At 71.6% G+C, this 20256-nt stretch carries 12 protein-coding genes; 5 read left to right on the top strand and 7 right to left on the bottom strand.

From position 1 onward, the window contains the following. Positions 1-49 precede the first annotated feature (49 nt). Positions 50-1027, top strand: a complete 978-nt coding sequence (gene galE, locus ACZ4VA_RS00135) for a UDP-glucose 4-epimerase GalE (protein ID WP_468079012.1) — start codon at positions 50-52, stop codon at positions 1025-1027. Between the two features lie 43 nt (positions 1028-1070). Beyond that, entirely contained in the window at positions 1071-2024 is a 954-nt protein-coding gene (locus ACZ4VA_RS00130; RefSeq protein ID WP_356237584.1) for an ADP-ribosylglycohydrolase family protein, read from the top strand. Here ACZ4VA_RS00130 and ACZ4VA_RS00125 read toward each other — a convergent pair. Continuing rightward, entirely contained in the window at positions 2011-2649 is a 639-nt protein-coding gene (locus tag ACZ4VA_RS00125) for a TetR/AcrR family transcriptional regulator (RefSeq protein ID WP_389389681.1), read from the bottom strand. The two genes, ACZ4VA_RS00130 and ACZ4VA_RS00125, sit on opposite strands and share 14 nt — an antisense overlap. Before the next feature lie 159 nt (positions 2650-2808). Here ACZ4VA_RS00125 and ACZ4VA_RS00120 point away from each other — a divergent pair, with 159 nt between their 5' ends. Together ACZ4VA_RS00120 and ACZ4VA_RS00115 are read left to right on the top strand one after the other, a co-directional pair. After that, the gene (locus ACZ4VA_RS00120; RefSeq protein WP_355786619.1) at positions 2809-3723 is read left to right on the top strand and encodes an ABC transporter permease; all 915 of its coding nucleotides are present in this window, start codon (positions 2809-2811) and stop codon (positions 3721-3723) included. A gap of 4 nt (positions 3724-3727) precedes the next feature. Then, complete coding sequence (locus tag ACZ4VA_RS00115; RefSeq protein WP_388904019.1) at positions 3728-4549, top strand: ABC transporter ATP-binding protein; 822 nt, start codon at positions 3728-3730, stop codon at positions 4547-4549. A 33-nt stretch (positions 4550-4582) separates the two neighbouring features. On the opposite strand, the gene ACZ4VA_RS00110 is transcribed toward ACZ4VA_RS00115, so the two are convergent. From ACZ4VA_RS00110 to ACZ4VA_RS00090, 5 genes are all read right to left on the bottom strand, one after another. Beyond that, positions 4583-5773 carry a glycosyltransferase gene (locus ACZ4VA_RS00110; protein ID WP_356174252.1) on the bottom strand — a complete coding sequence of 397 codons (1191 nt, stop codon included), beginning with the start codon at positions 5771-5773 and terminating at the stop codon, positions 4583-4585. Positions 5774-5775: 2 nt separating this feature from the next. Next, positions 5776-8649, bottom strand: a complete 2874-nt coding sequence (locus ACZ4VA_RS00105) for a bifunctional glycosyltransferase/CDP-glycerol:glycerophosphate glycerophosphotransferase (RefSeq protein WP_468079008.1) — start codon at positions 8647-8649, stop codon at positions 5776-5778. Positions 8650-8801: 152 nt separating this feature from the next. Continuing rightward, positions 8802-13748: an NAD-glutamate dehydrogenase gene (locus ACZ4VA_RS00100; protein WP_356237581.1), complete on the bottom strand. Its 4947-nt coding sequence runs from the start codon at positions 13746-13748 to the stop codon at positions 8802-8804. A gap of 1178 nt (positions 13749-14926) precedes the next feature. Next, complete coding sequence (locus ACZ4VA_RS00095) at positions 14927-15592, bottom strand: HAD family hydrolase (RefSeq protein WP_356174205.1); 666 nt, start codon at positions 15590-15592, stop codon at positions 14927-14929. Positions 15593-15656: 64 nt separating this feature from the next. Next, positions 15657-16172 (bottom strand): DUF6912 family protein, encoded by a 516-nt coding sequence (locus ACZ4VA_RS00090; protein ID WP_388903969.1) that lies wholly within the window; start codon positions 16170-16172, stop codon positions 15657-15659. 321 nt (positions 16173-16493) lie between these two features. Between ACZ4VA_RS00090 and ACZ4VA_RS00085 the strand changes: the two genes are divergently transcribed. Beyond that, on the top strand, positions 16494-17081 hold the full coding sequence (locus tag ACZ4VA_RS00085) for an Rv3235 family protein (protein ID WP_356174200.1): 588 nt from the start codon (positions 16494-16496) through the stop codon (positions 17079-17081). A 153-nt stretch (positions 17082-17234) separates the two neighbouring features. On the opposite strand, the gene secA is transcribed toward ACZ4VA_RS00085, so the two are convergent. Beyond that, on the bottom strand, positions 17235-20069 hold the full coding sequence (gene secA, locus ACZ4VA_RS00080) for a preprotein translocase subunit SecA (protein ID WP_355785872.1): 2835 nt from the start codon (positions 20067-20069) through the stop codon (positions 17235-17237). Positions 20070-20256: the final 187 nt, after the last annotated feature.

Below are 20256 nucleotides of genomic sequence, written 5' to 3'. Positions count from 1 at the left end.
GCGGCCGGACGCTCACGACCCATGGCTCACTGACGAGGGGACGGCCGACATGACCTGGCTGATCACCGGCGGCGCCGGCTACATCGGGGCGCACGTGGTGCGTGCGATGACCGAGGCGGGCGAACGGGCCGTGGTCTACGACGACCTGTCCACCGGCATCGCCGAGCGCGTGCCCGCGGACGTGCCGCTCGTCGTCGGCTCCACCCTGGACGGCGAGCTGCTGGCGCGGACCTGCACCGAGCACCGGATCACCGGTGTCGTCCACCTCGCGGCGAAGAAGCAGGTCGGGGAGTCGGTGGAACTGCCCCTGCACTACTACCGCGAGAACGTGGAGGGTCTGCGGGTACTGCTGGAGGCGGTGACCGAGGCGGCCGTCCCGTCGTTCGTGTTCTCCTCCTCGGCCGCCGTCTACGGCATGCCGGACGTGGACCTCGTCACCGAGGAGACCCCGTGCGTGCCGATGAGCCCGTACGGCGAGACCAAGCTCGCGGGCGAGTGGCTGGTCCGCGCGACGGGCCGGGCCACGGGTCTGTCCACGGCGTCGCTGCGCTACTTCAACGTGGCGGGGGCGGCCACTCCGGAACTGGCCGACGTCGGCGTCTTCAACCTCGTCCCGATGGTGTTCGAACGGCTGACGCAGGCCGCGCCGCCGCGGATCTTCGGCGACGACTACCCGACCCCGGACGGGACCTGCGTCCGCGACTACATCCACGTGGTCGACCTGGCCGAGGCGCACGTGGCCGCCGCCCGTGTGCTGCGGGCGACGCCCGGCACGGACCTGACCCTCAACATCGGGCGCGGGGAAGGGGTCTCGGTGCGCGAGATGGTCGACCGCATCAACGCCATCACCGGCCACGACGCTCCCCCGACGGTCACCGCCCGCCGCCCGGGAGACCCGCCGCGGGTCGTCGCCTCCGCCGACCGGGCCGCCGCGGAACTGGGCTGGAAGGCGAAGTACGACGTCCAGGACATGATCACGTCGGCCTGGGACGGCTGGACCCGCCTGCACCCGGGCGCCGCCCGCTGACCGGCCCCCGCGGCCCCGGCGACGCGGGCCGTACGCTGCCCCGATGACCGTCCCCCGCGACCTCCGGGTCACCGGCACCGTCCTCGGCTCCGCGATCGGCGACGCCCTCGGCGCGCCTTTCGAGTTCGGACCCGAGGGAGCGTTCTCGGCCCGCTTCCCCGTCCCCGGGCAGGGCGGGGAGATGTGCGGAGGGGGCGGCTGGGACCCGGGCGAGGCGACGGACGACACGCAGATGGCCGTGCTGGTGGGCGAGTCGTTGCTGGAGCGGGGCGGCCTCGACCCGGCCGACCTCTTCGCCCGCTTCCGGCGCTGGGCCGCCGCCGAGCCCAAGGACATCGGGCTGCAGACAGAGGCCGTGCTGACGTCGGGCGACCCGTGGGACACGGCCGCCGCGCTGCACTTCCAGGTCAGTCAGCGGGCCGCGGGCAACGGGGCGCTGATGCGGGCCGCGACGTCCGCCGTCCGCTTCGCGCCGCTCGGGCGGGAGGCCACCATGGACGCCGCCCGCCGGATCGCCGCGCTCACCCACGGCGACCGGGCGGCCTGGGAGGGAACCGCGCTCTTCCACGAGCTGGTCCGCGTCGCGCTGGACGGCCGGGACCCGCTCGCCGCCGTCCCCGGGGCGCTGGCCGCCGTCGATCCCGGGCACCGGGCCCGCTACGCCGCCGTCCTCGCGCCGGACTGGCATCCGGATCTTGCGACGGAGTTCAACGGCGCCGTCTGGCCCTGCCTCGGGTCCGCCGTGTGGGCGCTGCGCATCACCGGCTCGTACGAGGAGGCCGTGCGCGCCGCCATCGACCTCGGCGGTGACACCGACACCGTCGCGGCCGTCACGGGCGGTCTCGCGGGGGCCGTGTACGGGGCGGACGCCGTTCCCGCGCGCTGGACCGGGGCGCTGCGCGTGCCGCTGCCGGGCTCCGGCGGCCGGGTGCTGCGGGCGGGCGACCTGGCCGCCCTGGCCCGCGGGCTCGCGGACGCCGGGGTCACAGCGCCCTGAGCGCCGCCGCCGTCGCTCTGGCCAGTCCGGTCAGGTAGTCCTTCGGCGGCCGGGGGCCGCGGACCACGACCGCGCGCCAGTACAGCGGGCCGGACATCAGGTCCAGGGCGAGTTCCTCATCGACGCCCGCGCGGATCTCGCCCCGGGCGGCGGCGGCCGCGACGATGCCGCTCGCGACGCCCTGCTGCCCCTCGCGCAGCGCCTTCTGCATGGCCTCGGCGATCTCGGGGTTGCGGGCCGCCTCGGCCTGGAGGTCGGGGATGACCTGGCCGGCCACCGGGTGCCGCAGGGCGCGCGAGGTGACCTCGTACAGCAGGCGCAGGTCGCCTTCGAGGGAGCCCGTGTCGGGCGCGGGCAGCCCCTGGACGGCGACCGCCGACACGAGGTCCAGGACGAGGTGCAGCTTGGAGCGCCAGCGCCGGTACACCGCGGTCTTGCCGACGCCCGCGCGGCGGGCGATGCCCTCGATGGACATCCGGGCGTAGCCGACGGCGGCGAGTTCCTCGAAGACGGCGGTCCGGATGGCCTCGGTGACGTCCTCCCGGAGCACGGCGGCACCGGCGGGCGGCCTGCGGCGCGGTGCCTTGTCCGTGCCGGGCCGGGTCGAGTCGGCGTTCGTCGTCATGCCGACCAGCATAGGCCGCGACGACGAAACGGTTGCGTTCCGACGTGAGACCGGCCTACGCTCACGTTGCGACGATACGGTCCCGTCCCGACGTAAACACCCGGTGAACCGCCGGTGACGGGCCCGCCCACCCCGACCCCCCGAGCGAAAGCAGCGGATGTGAGCCAGGTCCTCCACACACCGCCTCCCGCGACCGCCCCGCCGACCGAGACCCCGGCGCAGCTGGCCGCGCGACACGGCCTGACCGTCAGCGGCGCCCGCCCCACCCTGCCCGCATATGTGCGGCAGCTGTGGGCGCGGCGGCACTTCATCACCGCCTTCGCCACCGCCAAGCTCACCGCCCAGTACAGCCAGGCGAAGCTCGGCCAGGTCTGGCAGGTGGCGACCCCGCTGCTGAACGCGGCGGTCTACTACTTCATCTTCGGCATCCTGATGGGCACCAAGCACGGCGTGCCCGACTTCGTCCCGTTCCTGGTCACCGGCGTCTTCGTGTGGACGTTCACGCAGAGCTCGATCATGGCGGGCACCCGCGCCATCTCCGGCAGCCTCGGGCTGGTGCGGGCCCTGCACTTCCCGCGGGCGGCGCTGCCGGTGTCGTACTGCCTCCAGCAGCTCCAGCAGCTGCTCTTCTCGATGGCCGCCCTGGTGGTGATCCTGCTCTGCTTCGGCGTGCCGGTCACCGCCTCCTGGCTGCTGGTCGTCCCGGCGCTCACCCTGCAGTTCGTCTTCAACGCGGGCGTCGCGATGGTCGTCGCCCGGATGGGCGCGAAGACACCCGACATCGCCCAGCTGATGCCGTTCCTGCTGCGCACCTGGATGTACGTCTCCGGGGTCATGTGGAGCATCGACCGGATGCTGCACGACCGGGACATCCCGCACGCGGTGCTGGTGGCGCTCCAGTGCAACCCGGCCGCCGTCTACATCGACCTCATGCGGTTCGCGCTCATCGACAGCTTCCACGGGAGCCAGCTCCCGGCCCACGTGTGGGCGCTGGCGGCGGGCTGGGCGCTGGTCGCCGGTGTCGGCGGCTTCATCTACTTCTGGAAGGCTGAGGAGACCTACGGCCGTGGCTGACACCCTGACGAAGGAAGCCGGACGTCCCGACGGGTCCGGTGCCGCCGTGCGCGACGCGGCCCCCGTCCCCACCGTCATCGCCGACGGCGTCGACATCGTGTACCGCGTCAACGGCACCGGGGCCGGCCGCGGCACCGCCACCGCCGCGCTCAACCGGATGCTGCGGCGCAGGAGGACCGAGCAGGCGGCCGGCGTCCGCCGGGTGCACGCCGTCCGGAACGTCTCGTTCACGGCGTACCGCGGTGAGGCCATCGGCCTGATCGGCACCAACGGTTCCGGCAAGTCCACGCTGCTGAAGGCGGTCGCGGGCCTGCTCCCGGTGGAGAACGGCCGGATCTACACCGACGGGCAGCCATCCCTGCTCGGGGTGAACGCGGCCCTGATGAACGACCTGACCGGCGAGCGCAACGTCTTCCTGGGCGGCCTGGCGATGGGCATGTCCCGGGAGCAGGTGAAGGAGCGCTACCAGGAGATCGTCGACTTCTCGGGCATCAACGAGAAGGGCGACTTCATCACGCTGCCGATGCGCACGTACTCCTCGGGCATGGCGGCGCGGCTGAGGTTCTCCATCGCGGCCGCCAAGGACCACGACGTCCTGATGATCGACGAGGCGCTGGCCACCGGCGACCGCTCCTTCCAGAAGCGCTCCGAGGCGCGCATCCGCGAACTGCGCAAGCACGCCGGCACGGTGTTCCTGGTCAGCCACAACAACAAGTCGATCCGTGACACCTGCGACCGCGTGCTGTGGCTGGAGCGCGGCGAGCTGCGCATGGACGGGCCCACCGGAGAGGTCCTGAAGGAGTACGAGAAGTTCACCGGGAAGTGAGCCGGGCTCGCGGGGCCGGGCGGGCCCCGCGGGTCAGCGCTCCAGGAACGTGAACAGGTCCTCCCAGCGCCGCACGATCTCCTCGGCCGTGTAGCGCTGGACGTTCACCCGGGCCGCGTCCCCCATGCGGTCCCTGAGTTCCCTGTCGGACATCAACGTGTCCAGACGGCGGGCCAGTTCGCCGGTGTTGCCCGGCCTGGCGAGCAGGCCGTCCTCGCCGTCGCGGACGATCTCGCGGACGCCGGGCGCGCAGTCGAAGGCGGCACACGGCAGCCCGGCCGCCATGGCCTCCATGAGGGCGAGCGGAAAACCCTCGCCTCGTGAGGCGAGCACGAAGACGGAGCCGGTGCGCAGGGCGCCCGGCACGTCGCCGGTCCGGCCCATCCACCGCACCGAGTCGTCGAGGCCGAGCGCCGCGCACTGCCCGCGCAGGACCTCCTCGTCCTCTCCGGAGCCATAGATCCGCAGCGTCCAGCCGGGGTGGCGCGGGGCGACCTCGGCCCAGGTGTCGAGAAGCAGGTCGATGCCCTTCTGGTCGGTCAGCCGACCCACGCTGACGACCGCATTGCCGGTGCGCGGCGACGGCTCCCGCGGCATGAACGGCAGCGGGTTCGGCATGAAGGAGGCGTTGTTCAACCCCTGCCCGATCCACAGGTCGGCGTCCTCGCGGGTGAGCGCCAGCATGCGGTCGACGTCCCGGTAGTGCGTGCGCACCCGCCGGAACCGCGAGGTCGTCCGGGAGTACGCGTAGGACTCGTGGCTCATGCCGATGACCGTGAGGCCGCTGGTGTCGGCCAGCTCCACCCACTCCATGGCCCACACCTGCGTGACGATGACGACGGCGCCGGGGCGGGCGGACCGGAACAGCGCGGTGAGCCGGGCTGCCTGGCGCCGTGCGCCGTCCGCGCGTGCCGCCCGCAGCCTGCGCTCGGCGGGATTCAGCCGCGCGACCAGGCTTCCCATCGGCGCGACGCGCGGCGGGTGGACGTCGTACAGGGTCGTGGTGGGGTACGGGAGTTCGCCGAGCTCCTGGGGGACGGCGGGCACGGTGATGCCGACGACGTGGACGCGGTGGCCGCGGCTCGTGAAGAGGCGGGCCATCTGGTGCGACCAGCTGGTCACGCCGCCCAGCTCGTCGACGCTGTTGGAGACGAGGAAGATGTCGCGTCCAGGCCGCTCGTCGGCTGCGTGGCACCCGGCGTGTCCCTCCGGCCCGAGGCGCACGCTCACCCGGGCCTCCAGTGGGAGAAGAACTGGTCGACGACGCTCCGGGCGGCCGTCCCCCGGTCGTACTCGCCGAAGTCGGCGACGAACCGCTCGCGCGCCGCCGCGTACTTCACGCCCTGCTCGTCGAACGACCCGAGGGCCGCGTACAGCTCGTCCTCGGTGCGCACGACGGGGCCCGGCGCCCGCTCCAGCAGGTCGAAGTAGGTGCCGCGGCCCTCGTGCACGTACTCCTCGTAGTCGTGGACGAGGAAGAACATCGGCCGGTCGAGGAGCGCGTAGTCGAACATCACGGACGAGTAGTCGGTGATCAGCCCGTCGGCGAGGGCCAGCAGCGGCGTCATGTCGTGGTGCGCCGTGACGTCGAGGACCCGGCCCCGCACGGACGGCGGGAGCACGACGTGGTTGAGGTAGTGCGAGCGTACGAGGAGGACGTACCGGTCGCCGAACGCGTCGGCGAAGCGCTCCGCGTCGAAGGGCAGCTCGAACCGTTTCCGCCCGCCGCGCTGCCGGAACGTCGGGGCGTAGAGCAGCACCGTCCTGTCGTCCGGGATGCCCAGCTCGGCGGCGAGGGGCCCGCGTTCGCGCACCCCGCCGGCCGTCTCCTCCCGCTGCCTGGCCCGCACGAGCGCGTCGTTGCGCGGGTAGCCGACCCGCAGCAGCGTCTTCTCCTGGAGCCGGAAGGCGCGGGCGAGGGTGCGGACGTCGTGCTCGGAGCGGATGAGGAACCGGTCGAAGCGGTCCAGGGTGCGCTGCTGTGCCTCCTGCTCTGCCCGGGACCTGAGCTTCCACTCGGTCTCGTCGAAGCCCATCCGCTTGAGCGCCGAGCCGTGCCAGGTCTGGATATACGTGGTGCCCGGCCGCTTGGCGAGCTTCAGCGGGTAGCTCTGGTTGTCGACCCAGAACTCGGCCTGGGCGAGAGCTCTGAGGTAGGGCAGCGACCAGCGGCGCACCAGGGTGGCGTCGGCCGGGAAGCCGTCCGGCCGTCCGGTGTACGACCACACCGCCTCGAACCGCAGGCCCTGGCGGCGCATCTCCTCGTAGATCGCCCGGGGGCTGTCGCTGTACTGCCGGCCCAGGTGGCTCTCGAAGACGACGAGGCCCTTGCGCAGGGGCAGGCGGCTGAACACCTCGTGGTACACGCGGAGTTTGGTGTCGCCCGAGGTGAGCCTCTTCCGTACGGACCTGGCCTTGCGGTAGCCGGACTTGGCCAGCCGGCCGGCCGGGCCCCGGGCGCCGCGCAGGACGAGTTCGCTCGCCTTCTTGTCCGGCACGAGCCGGAAGGCGAGGTGGCCGCGGGCGGAGACGACCGGTTCGACGCTGTCGGCGACCAGCCGGCTGAGCCGGGGCCGCACCGGCAGCGGGCCCCCGTCCAGGTCCGGCCGGGTGACGGTGAGCCGGGTCGAGGTCCGTGCGCCGTCGACGTCGAGGTGGAGCCGTACGTCCCACACGGCGTCCACGATGCCGAGCGGTCTGACGGCGCCGAGGTCGGCGGCGGCCTCCCAGGCGACGGCAGCCCCCTCGTGCCGCAGTGCCGCCACCGGGAAGCGGAAGGTGCGCAGGCGTACGCCCTTGCGGCGGGCGTAGAACTCCAGCTCCCCGCTGAGCCGGGCGCCGGGCGGGACGATCCCGAGGGGGTTGGTGATGCGCCCGGCGAGCCGGACGGTGCCGCCGGTCCGCTCGTACGCGGTGAGCGCGTTGCGCAGGAACATCCGCTCGATCGGCCGGGTGTGGTAGCCGAGCTCGGTGACGTCCAGGACGTGCCGGCCGAAGTCGTCGTCGAGGTGCTCGGCGCACCAGTACACGCGTCCGTCGCGCTCGACGAGGGGTGAGGAGATCTTGTCGCGGTTGGTCAGGGTGTCGACGGCGGGCAGCAGGTTGTCCCAGTCGCTCTTCTGCAGGAGGTAGGCGCAGACGGCGTGGACGGGTTCCGCCTCGTCGAAGGCGGCGCGGTCGATCGACTCCAGGTACTCGCGGGCGATCGCGGCGAACTCCTGCCGGTAGGAGGCGTCCCGGAAGGGCAGGTCGCGCAGGTGCAGCACGAGGTCGTGCTTGAGGAACTTGACGTCCTTGCGGAACTTCAGCTCCAGCAGGCCGCTGTCCGCGAGGAGGCTGTCGACGCGGCGGTGGATCTCCATGCGGTGCGCGAAGTTGGCGATCTCGTCACGCCGGTTGCTGATCGACCGCACGGCCGTCGTCGCCGGCTTCTCCACGACGTTCCAGTCGTAGACCCGGTTCGGGACGAGGGTGATGCGGCGGGCGGCAACGTACGCCTGGGCGGAGAACAGCAGGTCCTCGTAGTGGATGCCGACGGGGAAGCGGAGCCCCTGGTCGAGCAGGAACCGGCGGCGGTAGCACTTGTTCGTCGAGAGGGTGTCGAACACCAGCAGGTCGGGCAGCTCGGAGACCGACTCCAGGGTGCGGGTGCGCGCGTACAGCCAGGGGTACCACTTGACCTCCTTGCGGGTGCGCGAGTCGACGTGCACCCGTACGCAGAGGCCGGAGACGAGGTCGGCGCCGGTGCTCTCGGCCGCCTCCAGGAAGTTGCGGCAGGCGTTGCGCTCCAGCACGTCGTCGCTGTCGAGGAAGAGCACGTACTCCCCGCGGGCCTCCTCGATGCCGCGGTTGCGCGGCGCGCCGCAGCCGCCGCTGTTCTCCGGCAGCCGGAAGGCGCGGATGCGGCCGGGGTCTCCGGCGGCCATCTCCCGCGCCACCTCGTACGAACCGTCCGTGCTGCGGTCGTCGACGATGACGATCTCGACGTCGCGCAGCGTCTGGTCCAGGACGGACCGCACCGCTGTGGGCAGCCTGGCCGCGTCGTTGTAGACGATCACGACCACGGACACGGCGGGCGCGGGGCGCTGATGCAGGTTCACCCCATTGATGCTAGTTAGTCCCACGGCAATGGCCCTGGTGAACTGGTCCGGTAGTGCACCGAACGGGCCCACCGGGGCGGCGGACGGCAGGAAAAAAGGGGGTGCCCCGGACCGTGCGGTCCGGGGCACCCCCCTCTCGGCTGGGCCGGGGACTACGAATGCGTCCGCAGCAGCGTCCTCATCGTCCGCATCGCCACCGACAGGTTCGCGAGGTCGAAGGAGTCCGAGCCGCGGATCTCCTCCAGCGTCGTGCGGGCGCGGCCGAGGATCGCGGCGTTCTTCTCCTCCCACGCCTTGAAGCGCTCCTCGGGAGTCGAGGTGCCGTTGCCGACGGCCAGGACGTCCGCGGTGAGCGCCGCGTGGGCCGCGTACAGGTCCTCGCGGATGGAGGCGCGGGCCATGGACTGCCAGCGGTCGGCACGCGGGAGCTCGATGATGCGGTCCATGAGCTGGGTGATGCTCAGCCGGTCGGCGAGGTCGTAGTACACCTCGGCGACGGCCATCGGGTCCTTGCCCATGCGGTCGGCCACCGCGACGATGTCCAGCGTCGGGAAGGCCGAGGAGAAGCCCGCCACCCGCTCGGCGAGACCGTCCGGGACACCGGCGCCCGACAGCTCGTCGTAGATCTGCTGGTACCACTCCAGGTCCGCGCCGCGCAGCAGCTTGGGCAGCTCGCCCCAGACCTTGTTGACGCCCTCGCTGAAGAAGGAGATGGTCTCCGCCAGCTGCAAGGGCTGCGGCCGGTTGTTGAGCAGCCAGCGCGTGCCGCGCTCGACGAGCCGGCGGGAGTGCAGGCGGATCCGGGTCTGGACGTCCGCGTCCACGACGGTGTCGAGCGCCTCGACGGCGTCCCACACCGCGCTCGACTCGAAGATCGCGCGGGCCGCGGTCTGGGCCCGGACGATCTCCTCCAGGGAGGCGCCGGTCTCCTCGCGCAGCCGGTGCAGGAAGCTCGTCCCGCCGGTGTTGACGGTGTCGTTGACCAGCACCGTCGTGACGATCTCGCGGCGCAGGGCGTGCGCGTCGATCTGCTCGCGGAACCGCTCGCGCAGCGCCGTCGGGAAGTAGGCGTGCGCCAGCTTCTGCAGGTAGGGGTCGTCGGGCAGCGAGGTGGCGAGCAGCTCGTCGGACACGGTGATCTTCGTGTACGCGAGCAGGACGGCCGTCTCGGGACCGGTGAGGCCCTGCGCGCTGTTCAGGCGCTCGCGGATCTGCCGGTCGGTGGGCAGGAACTCCAGGGCCCGGTTCAGGTGGCCCTCGCGCACCAGGTGGCGGATGAACCGCTGCTGGGCGTGGAGCATGCTGCCGGACTGGGCGAGCGCGTTGGCGATCGCCACGTTCTGCGCGTAGTTGTTGCGCAGGACGAGCTGTCCGACCTCGTCGGTCATCTCGGCGAGCAGCTTGTTGCGCTGCTTGACGGTCAGGTCGCCGTTCGCCACCACCGCGTTGAGCAGGATCTTGATGTTCACCTCGTGGTCGGAGGTGTCCACGCCCGCGCTGTTGTCGATGGCGTCGGTGTTGATCCGGCCGCCGGCTTGCGCGAACTCGATCCGGCCGAGCTGGGTCAGGCCCAGGTTGCCGCCCTCGCCGACGACCTTGACCCGCAGGTCGGCGCCGTCGACGCGGATGGCGTCGTTGGCCTTGTCGCCCACGTCGGCGTGCGACTCGGCGGCGGACTTCACGTACGTGCCGATGCCGCCGTTCCACAGCAGGTCGACCGGCGCGGAGAGGATCGCCTTCATCAGGTCGGCCGGGGTCATCTTGGTGACGCCGGCCTCGATGCCGAGGGCCTCGCGGATGTGCGCGTTGACCGGGATGGCCTTGGAGGTGCGCGGGAAGACACCGCCGCCGGCCGAGATCAGCGCGCTGTCGTAGTCGGCCCAGCTGGAGCGCGGCAGCTCGAAGAGGCGGCGCCGCTCCGCGAACGACGTGGCCGCGTCCGGCTTCGGGTCGATGAAGATGTGCCGGTGGTCGAAGGCCGCGACCAGGCAGATGTGCTCGGACAGCAGCATGCCGTTGCCAAACACGTCACCCGACATGTCGCCGACGCCGACCGCCGTGAAGTCCTCGGTCTGGGTGTCGTGCCCGAGCTCCCGGAAGTGCCGCTTCACCGACTCCCAGGCGCCGCGGGCGGTGATGCCCATCTTCTTGTGGTCATAGCCCGCCGAGCCGCCGGAGGCGAAGGCGTCACCGAGCCAGAAGTCGTACGACTCGGCGACCTCGTTGGCGATGTCCGAGAACGTGGCCGTGCCCTTGTCGGCCGCGACGACGAGGTAGGTGTCCTCGCCGTCGTGGCGGACCACGTCGGCCGGGGGCACGACCTCGCCGCCGACCATGTTGTCGGTGATGTCGAGCAGCGCCGAGATGAAGGTCCGGTAGCTGCGGATGCCCTCGGCCAGCCAGGCGTCGCGGTCCGCGGCCGGGTCCGGCAGCTGCTTGGCGACGAACCCGCCCTTGGCGCCGACCGGCACGATGACGGTGTTCTTCACCATCTGCGCCTTGACCAGGCCGAGGATCTCGGTACGGAAGTCCTCACGCCGGTCGGACCAGCGCAGACCACCACGCGCGACCTTGCCGAACCGCAGGTGCACGCCCTCGACACGCGGCGAGTACACCCAGATCTCGTACGCCGGGCGCGGCGCCGGGAGGTCCGGGATGGCCTGCGGGTCGAACTTCATGGAGACGTACTCGTGCGGCTTGCCGCCGACGGCGTGCTGGAAGAAGTTGGTGCGCAGGGTCGCCTTGATGAGGTTCAGGAAGGACCTCAGGATGCGGTCCTCGTCGAGGGACGCGACCTGGTCGAGGGCGGCGTCCAGCTCCTCCATCAGCGCGTCGGTCAGCTCTACGCCGGCCCGCTGCCGCTCCGGCGACATGCGCGCCTCGAAGAGCGAGACGAGCAGCCGGGTGGTGTGGACGTTGTTGCGGAGGGTGTCCTCCATGTAGTCCTGGCTGAAGGTGGAACCGGCCTGGCGCAGGTACTTGGCGTACGCGCGCAGCACCATCGCCTGGCGCCAGTTCAGCCCGGCGCTCAGCACGAGGGCGTTGAAGCCGTCGTTCTCGGCCTTGCCGGTCCAGGTGGCGGCGAAGGCCTCCTGGAACCGCTCGCGGCCGTCGTCGCCGAGGTAGTCGCCGCTGCCGTTCTGCGACTTGGGCAGGCGCAGTCCGAAGTCGTAGATCCAGGCGGTCGTCCGGTCCGAGCAGCGCAGCTCGTACGGGCGCTCGTCGGTGACCTCGACGCCCATGCGGTTGAGCGCAGGCAGGACGGCGGAGAGGGAGACCTGCTCGCCGGTGCGGTAGATCTTGAAACGGCGCTCGCCGGGGGCGGCGCCCACCGGCTCGTACAGGCTGAGCGCGAAGTCCTTGGGCTGGTCGCGCTGCTCCTGGGTGAGCTGCTGGAGGTGGACCAGGTCGGCGACGGCGGCGCGCGGGGTGTGGTCGGCCTTGTAGCCCTCGGGGAAGGCGTTGCCGTACCGGCGCAGCAGTTCGGCGGCGCGCTCCTCGCCGCACTCGGCGGTCAGCGCTTCGGCGAAGCCGTCGGCCCAGGAGCGGGCGGCCTCGACGAGCCGCGCCTCGATGCGCTCCTTGTCGCTGTCGGACAGCTGCGGCAGCTCGGTGCCCTGTGGGACCCGGACCACGAAGTGCAGGCGGGAGAGGATCGACTCGGTGTTCCAGGCGGTGAAGTCGACGCTGATGCCGCCGAGCTCCTCCTTGAGGATGTCGATGATCCGCAGCCGGACACCGGTCGTGTAGCGGTCGCGCGGCAGGTAGACGAGGGCGGAGTAGTAGCGGCCGTACTCGTCCTGGCGCAGGTAGAGCCGCAGCCGGCGCCGCTCCTGGAGGTAGAGGACGCTGGTGACGATGGCCCGCAGCTCGTCGACCGGGGTCTGGAAGAGCTCGTCGCGCGGGTACGTCTCCAGGATCTGGAGCAGGTCGCGTCCGTCGTGGCTGTTCGGCGAGAAACCGGCGCCCTTGAGCACCTCTTCGACCTTGCGGCGGATGACGGGCACCCGGCGCACGGACTCGGTGTACGCGGCGGAGGAGAAGAGACCGAGGAAGCGCCGCTCACCGACGACGTTCCCGTTCTCGTCGAACTTCTTCACGCCGACGTAGTCGAGGTACGAGGGCCGGTGGACGGTGGCGCGGCTGTTGGCCTTCGTCAGCACGAGGAGCTTGTGCTCGCGGGCCTTGGCACGGGCGTCGGCGGGCAGCCGCTCGAAGGACGGGCTGACCGGGTGGCTCTCGTCGCCGCCGTGCTGCGGGTCGGAGCGCAGGATGCCGAGGCCGGTGCCGGGCACGGCGGCCAGGGAGTCGTCGTCGCGGAGCTGGTACTCGCGGTAGCCGAGGAAGGTGAAGTGGTCGTCCGCGAGCCAGCGCAGCAGCTCCCGGGCCTCCTCGACCTCCTGGTCGCGCAGGTCGTCCGCGGTCGGCTCCTTGGGCAGCTCCTCGGCGATGCGCAGCGCCGAGTCGCGCATCTTCTCCCAGTCCTCGACGGACTCGCGGACGTCGGACAGCACGCGCAGCAGATCGGCGGTGATCTGCTTGAGGTCGGCGCGGTCGGTCTCGCGGTCGATCTCGACGTGGATCCAGGACTCGACGGAGGCGTCGTGCGGGAGGTCACCGCCCGGGCGGCCCGGCAGCACCTCGATCAGCCTGCCCGTCAGATCGCGCCGCACGACGAACTGCGGGTGGATCACGACGTGGATGCCGCGGCCCTGGCGCGAGAGTTCGTTGGTCACGGAGTCGACGAGGAAGGGCATGTCGTCGGTGACGACCTCCACGACCGAGTGCGTGCAGGTCCAGCCGTTCTCCTCCACGGTCGGCGTGTGGACCCGCACGTTGGCCGTGCCCTGCGGGCGGTTCTCCGCCAGCCGGTAGTGCGAGAAGGCGGCTCCGAAGACGTCGACCGGGTCGCGGTCGGTCAGGTCCTCCGGGGCGGTGTGCAGGTAGTAGCGCTGGAGGAACGTGAGCACGGTGTCCCGGTCGGGTGTGCCCTCGCCCGTCGTCCCGGTCGGTAGATGCCCCCCGACCGGGCTGTTCTCAGCTACCCGGGCGGCCCGTTCGAGCAGCTCGGCCTTTGCTTCGTCCAGCTTGGTCTGCATTGTCCTCTGGCTCCTGTCGCGCGCCGTTGCGTGACGTTGAAGGAAGTTCGGTCTCTTCTACGACGTGACGCCGAGACGCGGGGTGTCCGGTCTGTACCGACGCTATGCCGCATGAAGACACGGGCGAGGGGTTATCGGCCATTTTCGGCGCCCCTGCCGGGTGTGACGCTGCTCTCGGCGGCGCCGGTTCGCCGCGGGTACCAGGGGCACGGGGGCCGCTGGGCGCCGGCGGCGTCGTGGCCGCCTCTGCCGTCCCGGCCTGCCCGACCCGCCCGCGCGGACCAGCGAGCGCCGCCCGGACACGGATGTCGTCCGTGCTCTCCGGGCGCAGGGCAGGGGCGACGATGCCCCCGCGAGATATCGCGCTGATCACGCCACCAGGCTATCGCCCCCCACCCGGGCTGAGTCATGAGCCGTATGTGTACAAAAGCAGGGGTCGAACTTTGACACTCTGCACAGGGACGAAAGCCGTGTGTCTGCGCATGCGCAGGGTCCACCTCCCGGCACACGCGCCCGGGGGACGTGCCCGACGCCCGACGGTCCACGTCGCTGGACGCGGGGCCGCCCGCCGGGCGCCCCCGGGAGACCGCCGCCGAAGCGAACGCGTCCCCGCGCGCCGCGGAAGCGGCCACGGCCCGAGTGAACCGGACGCAAGCCCGTCCACCCCGGGTCACGGAAGCCGACGGACCCCCGCGCCGCCGGCGCCTCGGGGGAGACGCGCTGGAGCGGACGTGGGTGCGTCACCGCCCGCCACGAAGGCGGGCCTCAACCCGCACGCCCCCGTGCCGGCTCAGGTCCGCCCGGCACGGGGCACGGGGGCCGCCGAGCCTCCGCGCCGCCCGGTGCCTCCGGCGGGCCCGCGCGCTGCGGGTCACGGAGGCGGGCGTGGGTCAGCGGTTCGCGGGTTCCGGACCCGGGCGCAGATCCGTCGTCGCGGGACGCGGCAGCCTGCGGCTCCCGGCACCGCCGGCAAACCCGCGCGGGAGCAGACGCGGGTGCGTCGCCGTCGGCGCCAGGCCCAGGCGCAGATCCGTCCGCGCCGGGACACGGGAGCCGACGGACCCCCGCGCCACCCGGCGCCTCCGGCAGATCCGCGCGGGAGCGAACGTGGGCTCGCGCGTCGCGGGTCACGGAAGTGGGCGTGGGGCCGGGCGCCCGGGAGCTGACGTCACCGCAGGTCAGGCGGCCAGCCGTTCGGCTTCCTCGACCGCTTCCTCCAGCGTGTCCACCACCGGCACGCCCACCACCTCCAGGCTGGCGCGGCTGTGGGAGCCGCCGGTGTAGAGCACCGCCTTCGCCCCGACGTGCAGCGCGGCGACCGCGTCGTCGGCGGCGTCCCCGATCACGACCGTGCGCGCGGGGTCGACCCGGGCGAGCGCGCCGATGTGCCGCACCATGTGCTCGGCCTTGCTGCCGCCGGAGGGACCGGTCCGCCCGTCGACCCGCAGGAAATGCGGCTCGATGCCGAAGCCGCGCACCAGCGGGACCAGCTCCTCGTGCCCGTACATGCTCAGGATGGACTGGCTGCGCCCCGTGGACCGCCAGCCGGCGAGCAGGTCCGGCACCCCCTCGGTGAGCGCGCAGGCAGTCCGGTGCTGCGCGTAGTACCGGTGGAAGATCTCGTCCATGACGAGCCACTCGGCATCCGTCGGCAGCCTGCCTATCAGGCGCTCGTAGAACTTCGGGACCGGTACGCAGTAGAGCGACCGGTACCGCTCCAGAGTGATCGGCGGGATCCCCAGCTCGGCGAACGCGGCGTTCGTCGCGCCGATGATCGCGGCGTTGTCGTGGAACAGCGTCCCGTTCCAGTCCCACACGATGTGCGCTGCTTCGTGCTTCCCCATATCCAGAAAATACCCGCCGCCACCGACAACCGACCGCGAACGTCTGTACGCCCTCCGCGACCCCTCAGTCGCCGAGCCCCACCAGGTTGGGGATCTCCTGCGTCGCGTACCAGAGCAGCTCGTGGTCCTCGGCGCCGTCGACGGTGAACTGGGCGTCGTCGTCCCCGAGGTCCGCCGCGCCCAGCGCCTGCGCGGCGGCTACGACGTCCGCCTCCGCCTCGTCCGAGTCGACGTGCACGGCGGCCGCGCCGGAGAGCCGGACGGGCCCCGCGATCCGCACCTCGCCGAGCGCCGCCGTGTCGAGCCCCCGGTCGGGGTCGGCCTGCGCGGCCCCGTCGGGCACGTCGACCGCGACGACGACCCGGCGCCGGGGAGCGCCCGGGTCGACCGCGATGAGCCGCAGGGAGGCGAGCGCGGCCCGGTTGAGCGCCGCGTACTCCAGCTCCTCCAGGTCGTCCGAGAGGTACCACTCGCGCAGCGCGGGGGTGACGGCGTACGCGGCGACCGGTCCCGTCCCCAGCTCTCCCGTCTTGTACGCCTCGGCGAGACCGGAGAGGGTCAGGGGGACGTAGACGCGCATGGCTGGCCGCTTTCGTAGTCGGTGGGCCCCCAGGGCGGTTCCCGCGCCTCCGGGAGGGCCTTCAGGATACGTGCGGGTGTCCCCCTTCGGGGTCCGGGCCGTACGCCGACGGCTGTCAACCCGCGTCCAGGACTTCACCCGGTGCGCCCCCGCCGTACCGGTCTCCGGCGGCCCCTCGGTCACTCTGATAAGTGAACCGGTCCTGCCCCGCCGACGCGCTCCCCCGGTCCTTGCCGCCGCGTCCCGGCGGCCCGTACAAGATCCCCACCAGCAAGTTACCGCCCGGTATTCATCCGGGTTCCAGGAAAACGGGGACACCACATGAACAAGGTGATGACCAGGGCCAGGCGCAGTGCCGGTGGCCGTCCGCCCGTCCGCCACGACACGCGCCGCCCGAGCGGGACCCCGCCCCGCGCCCCCGGCGGTGGCGCCCCGCGCGCCCTGCCCCGCGGCGGCCGCCAGCCGGCCCCGGAGGCCACAGGAGCCCCCTCCCGCCCGGCGGCGGCCGTGCCCGCGCCGCCGGCCCCCGCGCGGCCCGCCGGCGCGCCGGTGGTCGCCCCGGCTCCCCGGCCCAGGCCGACCGACGTCTTCGCCGACCGGCTGCTGGCCGTGCTCAGCGGCGGGCGCCCGGTGCACTCGATGCTCCGCCACACCGCAGGCCGCGCCTACGACGAACTGGCCTGGCTGGCGGAGCACAACCCGCTGCGCACCCGCGGCACCCGTCCCGTCGTCCGCGACCTCGGCTACTACGTGCCGCGCCCGGGCGCCGTCGAGGTCTTCGCCCGCATCGGCGCGGGTGAGCAGCTGCGCGCCATGGCGTTCCGGCTGGAGCAGGGCGCCGACCTGCGCTGGCGCTGCACGGCCGTGGAGCTGGGCGGCCCCCGGATGCCCCGCCCGGACGACGACTGAGCCCGCGTCCGCTCCGGCACTCCCCGCCCCGCGCCCCCTCCCGGGGACGGGAACACGAAGGCCGGGCACCCTCGGGGTACCCGGCCTCCACGACCATCGACGGTCACGCGCGACGATCACACGGCGGCGATCACCCGGCGTCCGCCGCGTCCGCTACTTCTTGCGGCGACGGCCGCCCTTCTGCTGCTTGCGGCGCTCCGCGCGCGTGAGGCCGTCCGCCTCGGAGCGCACCGGCTCGTCGCCGTCCACGAATTCGCCCTCGACGATGCCGCCCTCGCCGTCCACGGTGGGCGCGGAGAAGTGCAGCCGGTCCGGCCGCTGCGGGGCGTCGAGGCCCTTGGCGCGGATCTCGGGACGCGCGCCCGCGGGGACGGCGTCCTCCTTCTGCAGCGACGGCGCGTCCTGCACCGGGACCTCCTCGACCTGCTGCTCGACCTGGACCTCCAGGTTGAACAGGTAGCCGACGGACTCCTCCTTGATGCCGTCCATCATGGCGGTGAACATGTCGAAGCCCTCGCGCTGGTACTCCACCAGCGGGTCCTTCTGCGCCATGGCGCGCAGGCCGATGCCCTCCTGGAGGTAGTCCATCTCGTAGAGGTGCTCGCGCCACTTGCGGTCGAGGACCGACAGGACGACCCGGCGCTCCAGTTCGCGCATGATCTCGGAGCCGAGCTGCTCCTCACGGGCCGCGTACTGCTCGTGGATGTCGTCCTTGATGGACTCGGAGATGAACTCGGCGGTCAGGCCCGCCCGGTCACCGGCCGCGTCCTCCAGCTCCTCGACGGTGACCTTCACCGGGTAGAGCTGCTTGAAGGCGCTCCACAGCCGGTCCAGGTCCCACTCCTCGGCGAAGCCCTCGGCGGTCTCCGCCTCGATGTACGCGTCGATCGTGTCGTCCATGAAGTGCTGGATCTGCTCCTGCAGGTCCTCGCCCTCCAGGACGCGGCGGCGCTCGCCGTAGATGACCTCGCGCTGCCGGTTGAGCACCTCGTCGTACTTCAGGACGTTCTTGCGGGTCTCGAAGTTCTGCTGCTCGACCTGCGACTGCGCGGAGGCGATGGCACGGGTGACCATCTTGTTCTCGATCGGCACGTCGTCGGGGACGTTCGCCATCGACATCACGCGCTCGACCATCTGCGCCTTGAACAGCCGCATCAGGTCGTCGCCGAGGGAGAGGTAGAAGCGGGACTCGCCCGGGTCGCCCTGACGGCCGGAACGACCGCGCAGCTGGTTGTCGATGCGCCGCGACTCGTGGCGCTCGGTGCCGAGCACGTAGAGCCCGCCGAGGTTCTTGACCTCCTCGAACTCGGCCTTCACGGCCTTCTCCGCGCGCTCCAGGGCGGCGGGCAGGGCGGCGGCCCACTCCTCGATGTGCTCCTCGGGGTCGAGGCCGCGCTGGCGCAGCTCCGCCTCGGCGAGGTCGTCGGGGTTGCCGCCGAGCTTGATGTCCGTACCGCGGCCGGCCATGTTCGTGGCGACGGTGACGGCGCCCTTGCGGCCGGCCTGGGCGATGATCGGCGCCTCACGGTCGTGCTGCTTGGCGTTCAGCACCTCGTGCTGGACTCCGCGCTTGGAGAGCTGCTGCGAGAGGTACTCGGACTTCTCGACCGACGTCGTACCGACGAGGATCGGCTGGCCCTTCTCGTGCTTCTCGACGATGTCGTCGACGACCGCCTCGAACTTCGCGACCTCGGTGCGGTAGATCAGGTCGGACTGGTCCTTGCGGACCATCGGCCGGTTGGTCGGGATCGGGACGACGCCCAGCTTGTAGATCTGGTGGAACTCGGCGGCCTCGGTCATCGCCGTACCGGTCATGCCGGAGAGACCCGGCAGTTCCTTGCCCTGCTGGTCGTGGCGCTTGTAGAGGCGGAAGAAGTTCTGCAGGGTGATCGTGGCGAGGGTCTGGTTCTCGTCCTTGATGTCCACCCCTTCCTTCGCCTCGATCGCCTGGTGCATGCCCTCGTTGTAGCGGCGGCCGGCGAGGATACGGCCGGTGTGCTCGTCGACGATCATGACCTCGCCGTCGATTACGACGTAGTCCTTGTCCTTCTTGAAGAGCTCCTTGGCCTTGATGGCGTTGTTCAGGTAGCCCACCAGCGGGGTGTTGACCGACTCGTAGAGGTTGTCGATGCCGAGCCAGTCCTCGACCTTGGCGACACCGGGCTCGTGGATCGCCACGGTGCGCTTCTTCTCGTCGACCTCGTAGTCGCCGGTCTCCTCGATGCCCTTGAGCGGGTTGCCCGGCTCGCCCTTCTTCAGGCGCGTGACCAACTTGGCGAAGTCGCCGTACCACTTGGTGGCCTGGTCGGCGGGGCCCGAGATGATCAGCGGCGTACGCGCCTCGTCGACGAGGATGGAGTCGACCTCGTCGACGATGGCGAAGTTGTGGCCGCGCTGGACGAGTTCGTCCTGGGACCACGCCATGTTGTCGCGCAGGTAGTCGAAGCCGAACTCGTTGTTCGTGCCGTACGTGATGTCGCACGCGTACTGCTCGCGGCGCTGGGCCGGCGTCATGTTGGCGAGGATGCAGCCGACGCTCAGGCCCAGGAACTTGTGGACGCGGCCCATCATCTCCGAGTCGCGCTCGGCCAGGTAGTCGTTCACCGTGATGAGGTGGACGCCCTTCCCGGAGAGGGCGTTCAGATACGCGGGCAGCGTGCCGACCAGGGTCTTGCCCTCACCGGTCTTCATCTCGGCCACGTAGCCGAGGTGGAGCGCGGCACCGCCCATCATCTGCACGTCGTAGTGACGCTGGCCGAGGACGCGCTTGGCGGCCTCGCGGACGGTGGCGAACGCCTCGGGAAGCAGGTCGTCGAGGCTCTCGCCGTCGGCGTACCGCTGCTTGTACTCATCGGTGAGGGCCCGCAGCTCGGCGTCGGAGAGGTCGACGAAGTCCTCTTCGATGGAGTTGACCTGGTCCGCGATGCGGTGCAGCTTGCGCAGGATCTTGCCTTCGCCTGCACGCATGATCTTCGAGAGGACGGACACGGGGGTTGGTCTCCTTGCCGGTCGGGCCTGGGACGGTCGGTTTTCCTTGATGCAACAGAGCAACGGCCATCGTATGCGAGGACCCCGCCACGCCGGGAGGTCTGCTCTCGTGACAGCTACCAGGACAACGGGCGGGGACGGCGGATGGTGCCGCGTCCGGTCGCGAAATGAACTAAATGTGACCGCA

Source organism: Streptomyces sp. NPDC028308, assembly GCF_055565855.1.
This window is presented reverse-complemented; position numbering and strand designations above follow the sequence as displayed.

Excerpts from the sequence above, each read along its gene's own strand:
- ACZ4VA_RS00095 (WP_356174205.1), bottom strand. The coding sequence starts at position 15,592 with ATGGGGAAGCACGAAGCAGCGCACATCGTGTGGGACTGGAACGGGACG.
- ACZ4VA_RS00085 (WP_356174200.1), top strand. The coding sequence starts at position 16,494 with ATGAACAAGGTGATGACCAGGGCCAGGCGCAGTGCCGGTGGCCGTCCG.
- ACZ4VA_RS00130 (WP_356237584.1), top strand. The coding sequence starts at position 1,071 with ATGACCGTCCCCCGCGACCTCCGGGTCACCGGCACCGTCCTCGGCTCC.
- ACZ4VA_RS00090 (WP_388903969.1), bottom strand. The coding sequence starts at position 16,172 with ATGCGCGTCTACGTCCCCCTGACCCTCTCCGGTCTCGCCGAGGCGTAC.
- ACZ4VA_RS00125 (WP_389389681.1), bottom strand. The coding sequence starts at position 2,649 with ATGACGACGAACGCCGACTCGACCCGGCCCGGCACGGACAAGGCACCG.
- ACZ4VA_RS00100 (WP_356237581.1), bottom strand. The coding sequence starts at position 13,748 with ATGCAGACCAAGCTGGACGAAGCAAAGGCCGAGCTGCTCGAACGGGCC.
- galE (WP_468079012.1), top strand. The coding sequence starts at position 50 with ATGACCTGGCTGATCACCGGCGGCGCCGGCTACATCGGGGCGCACGTG.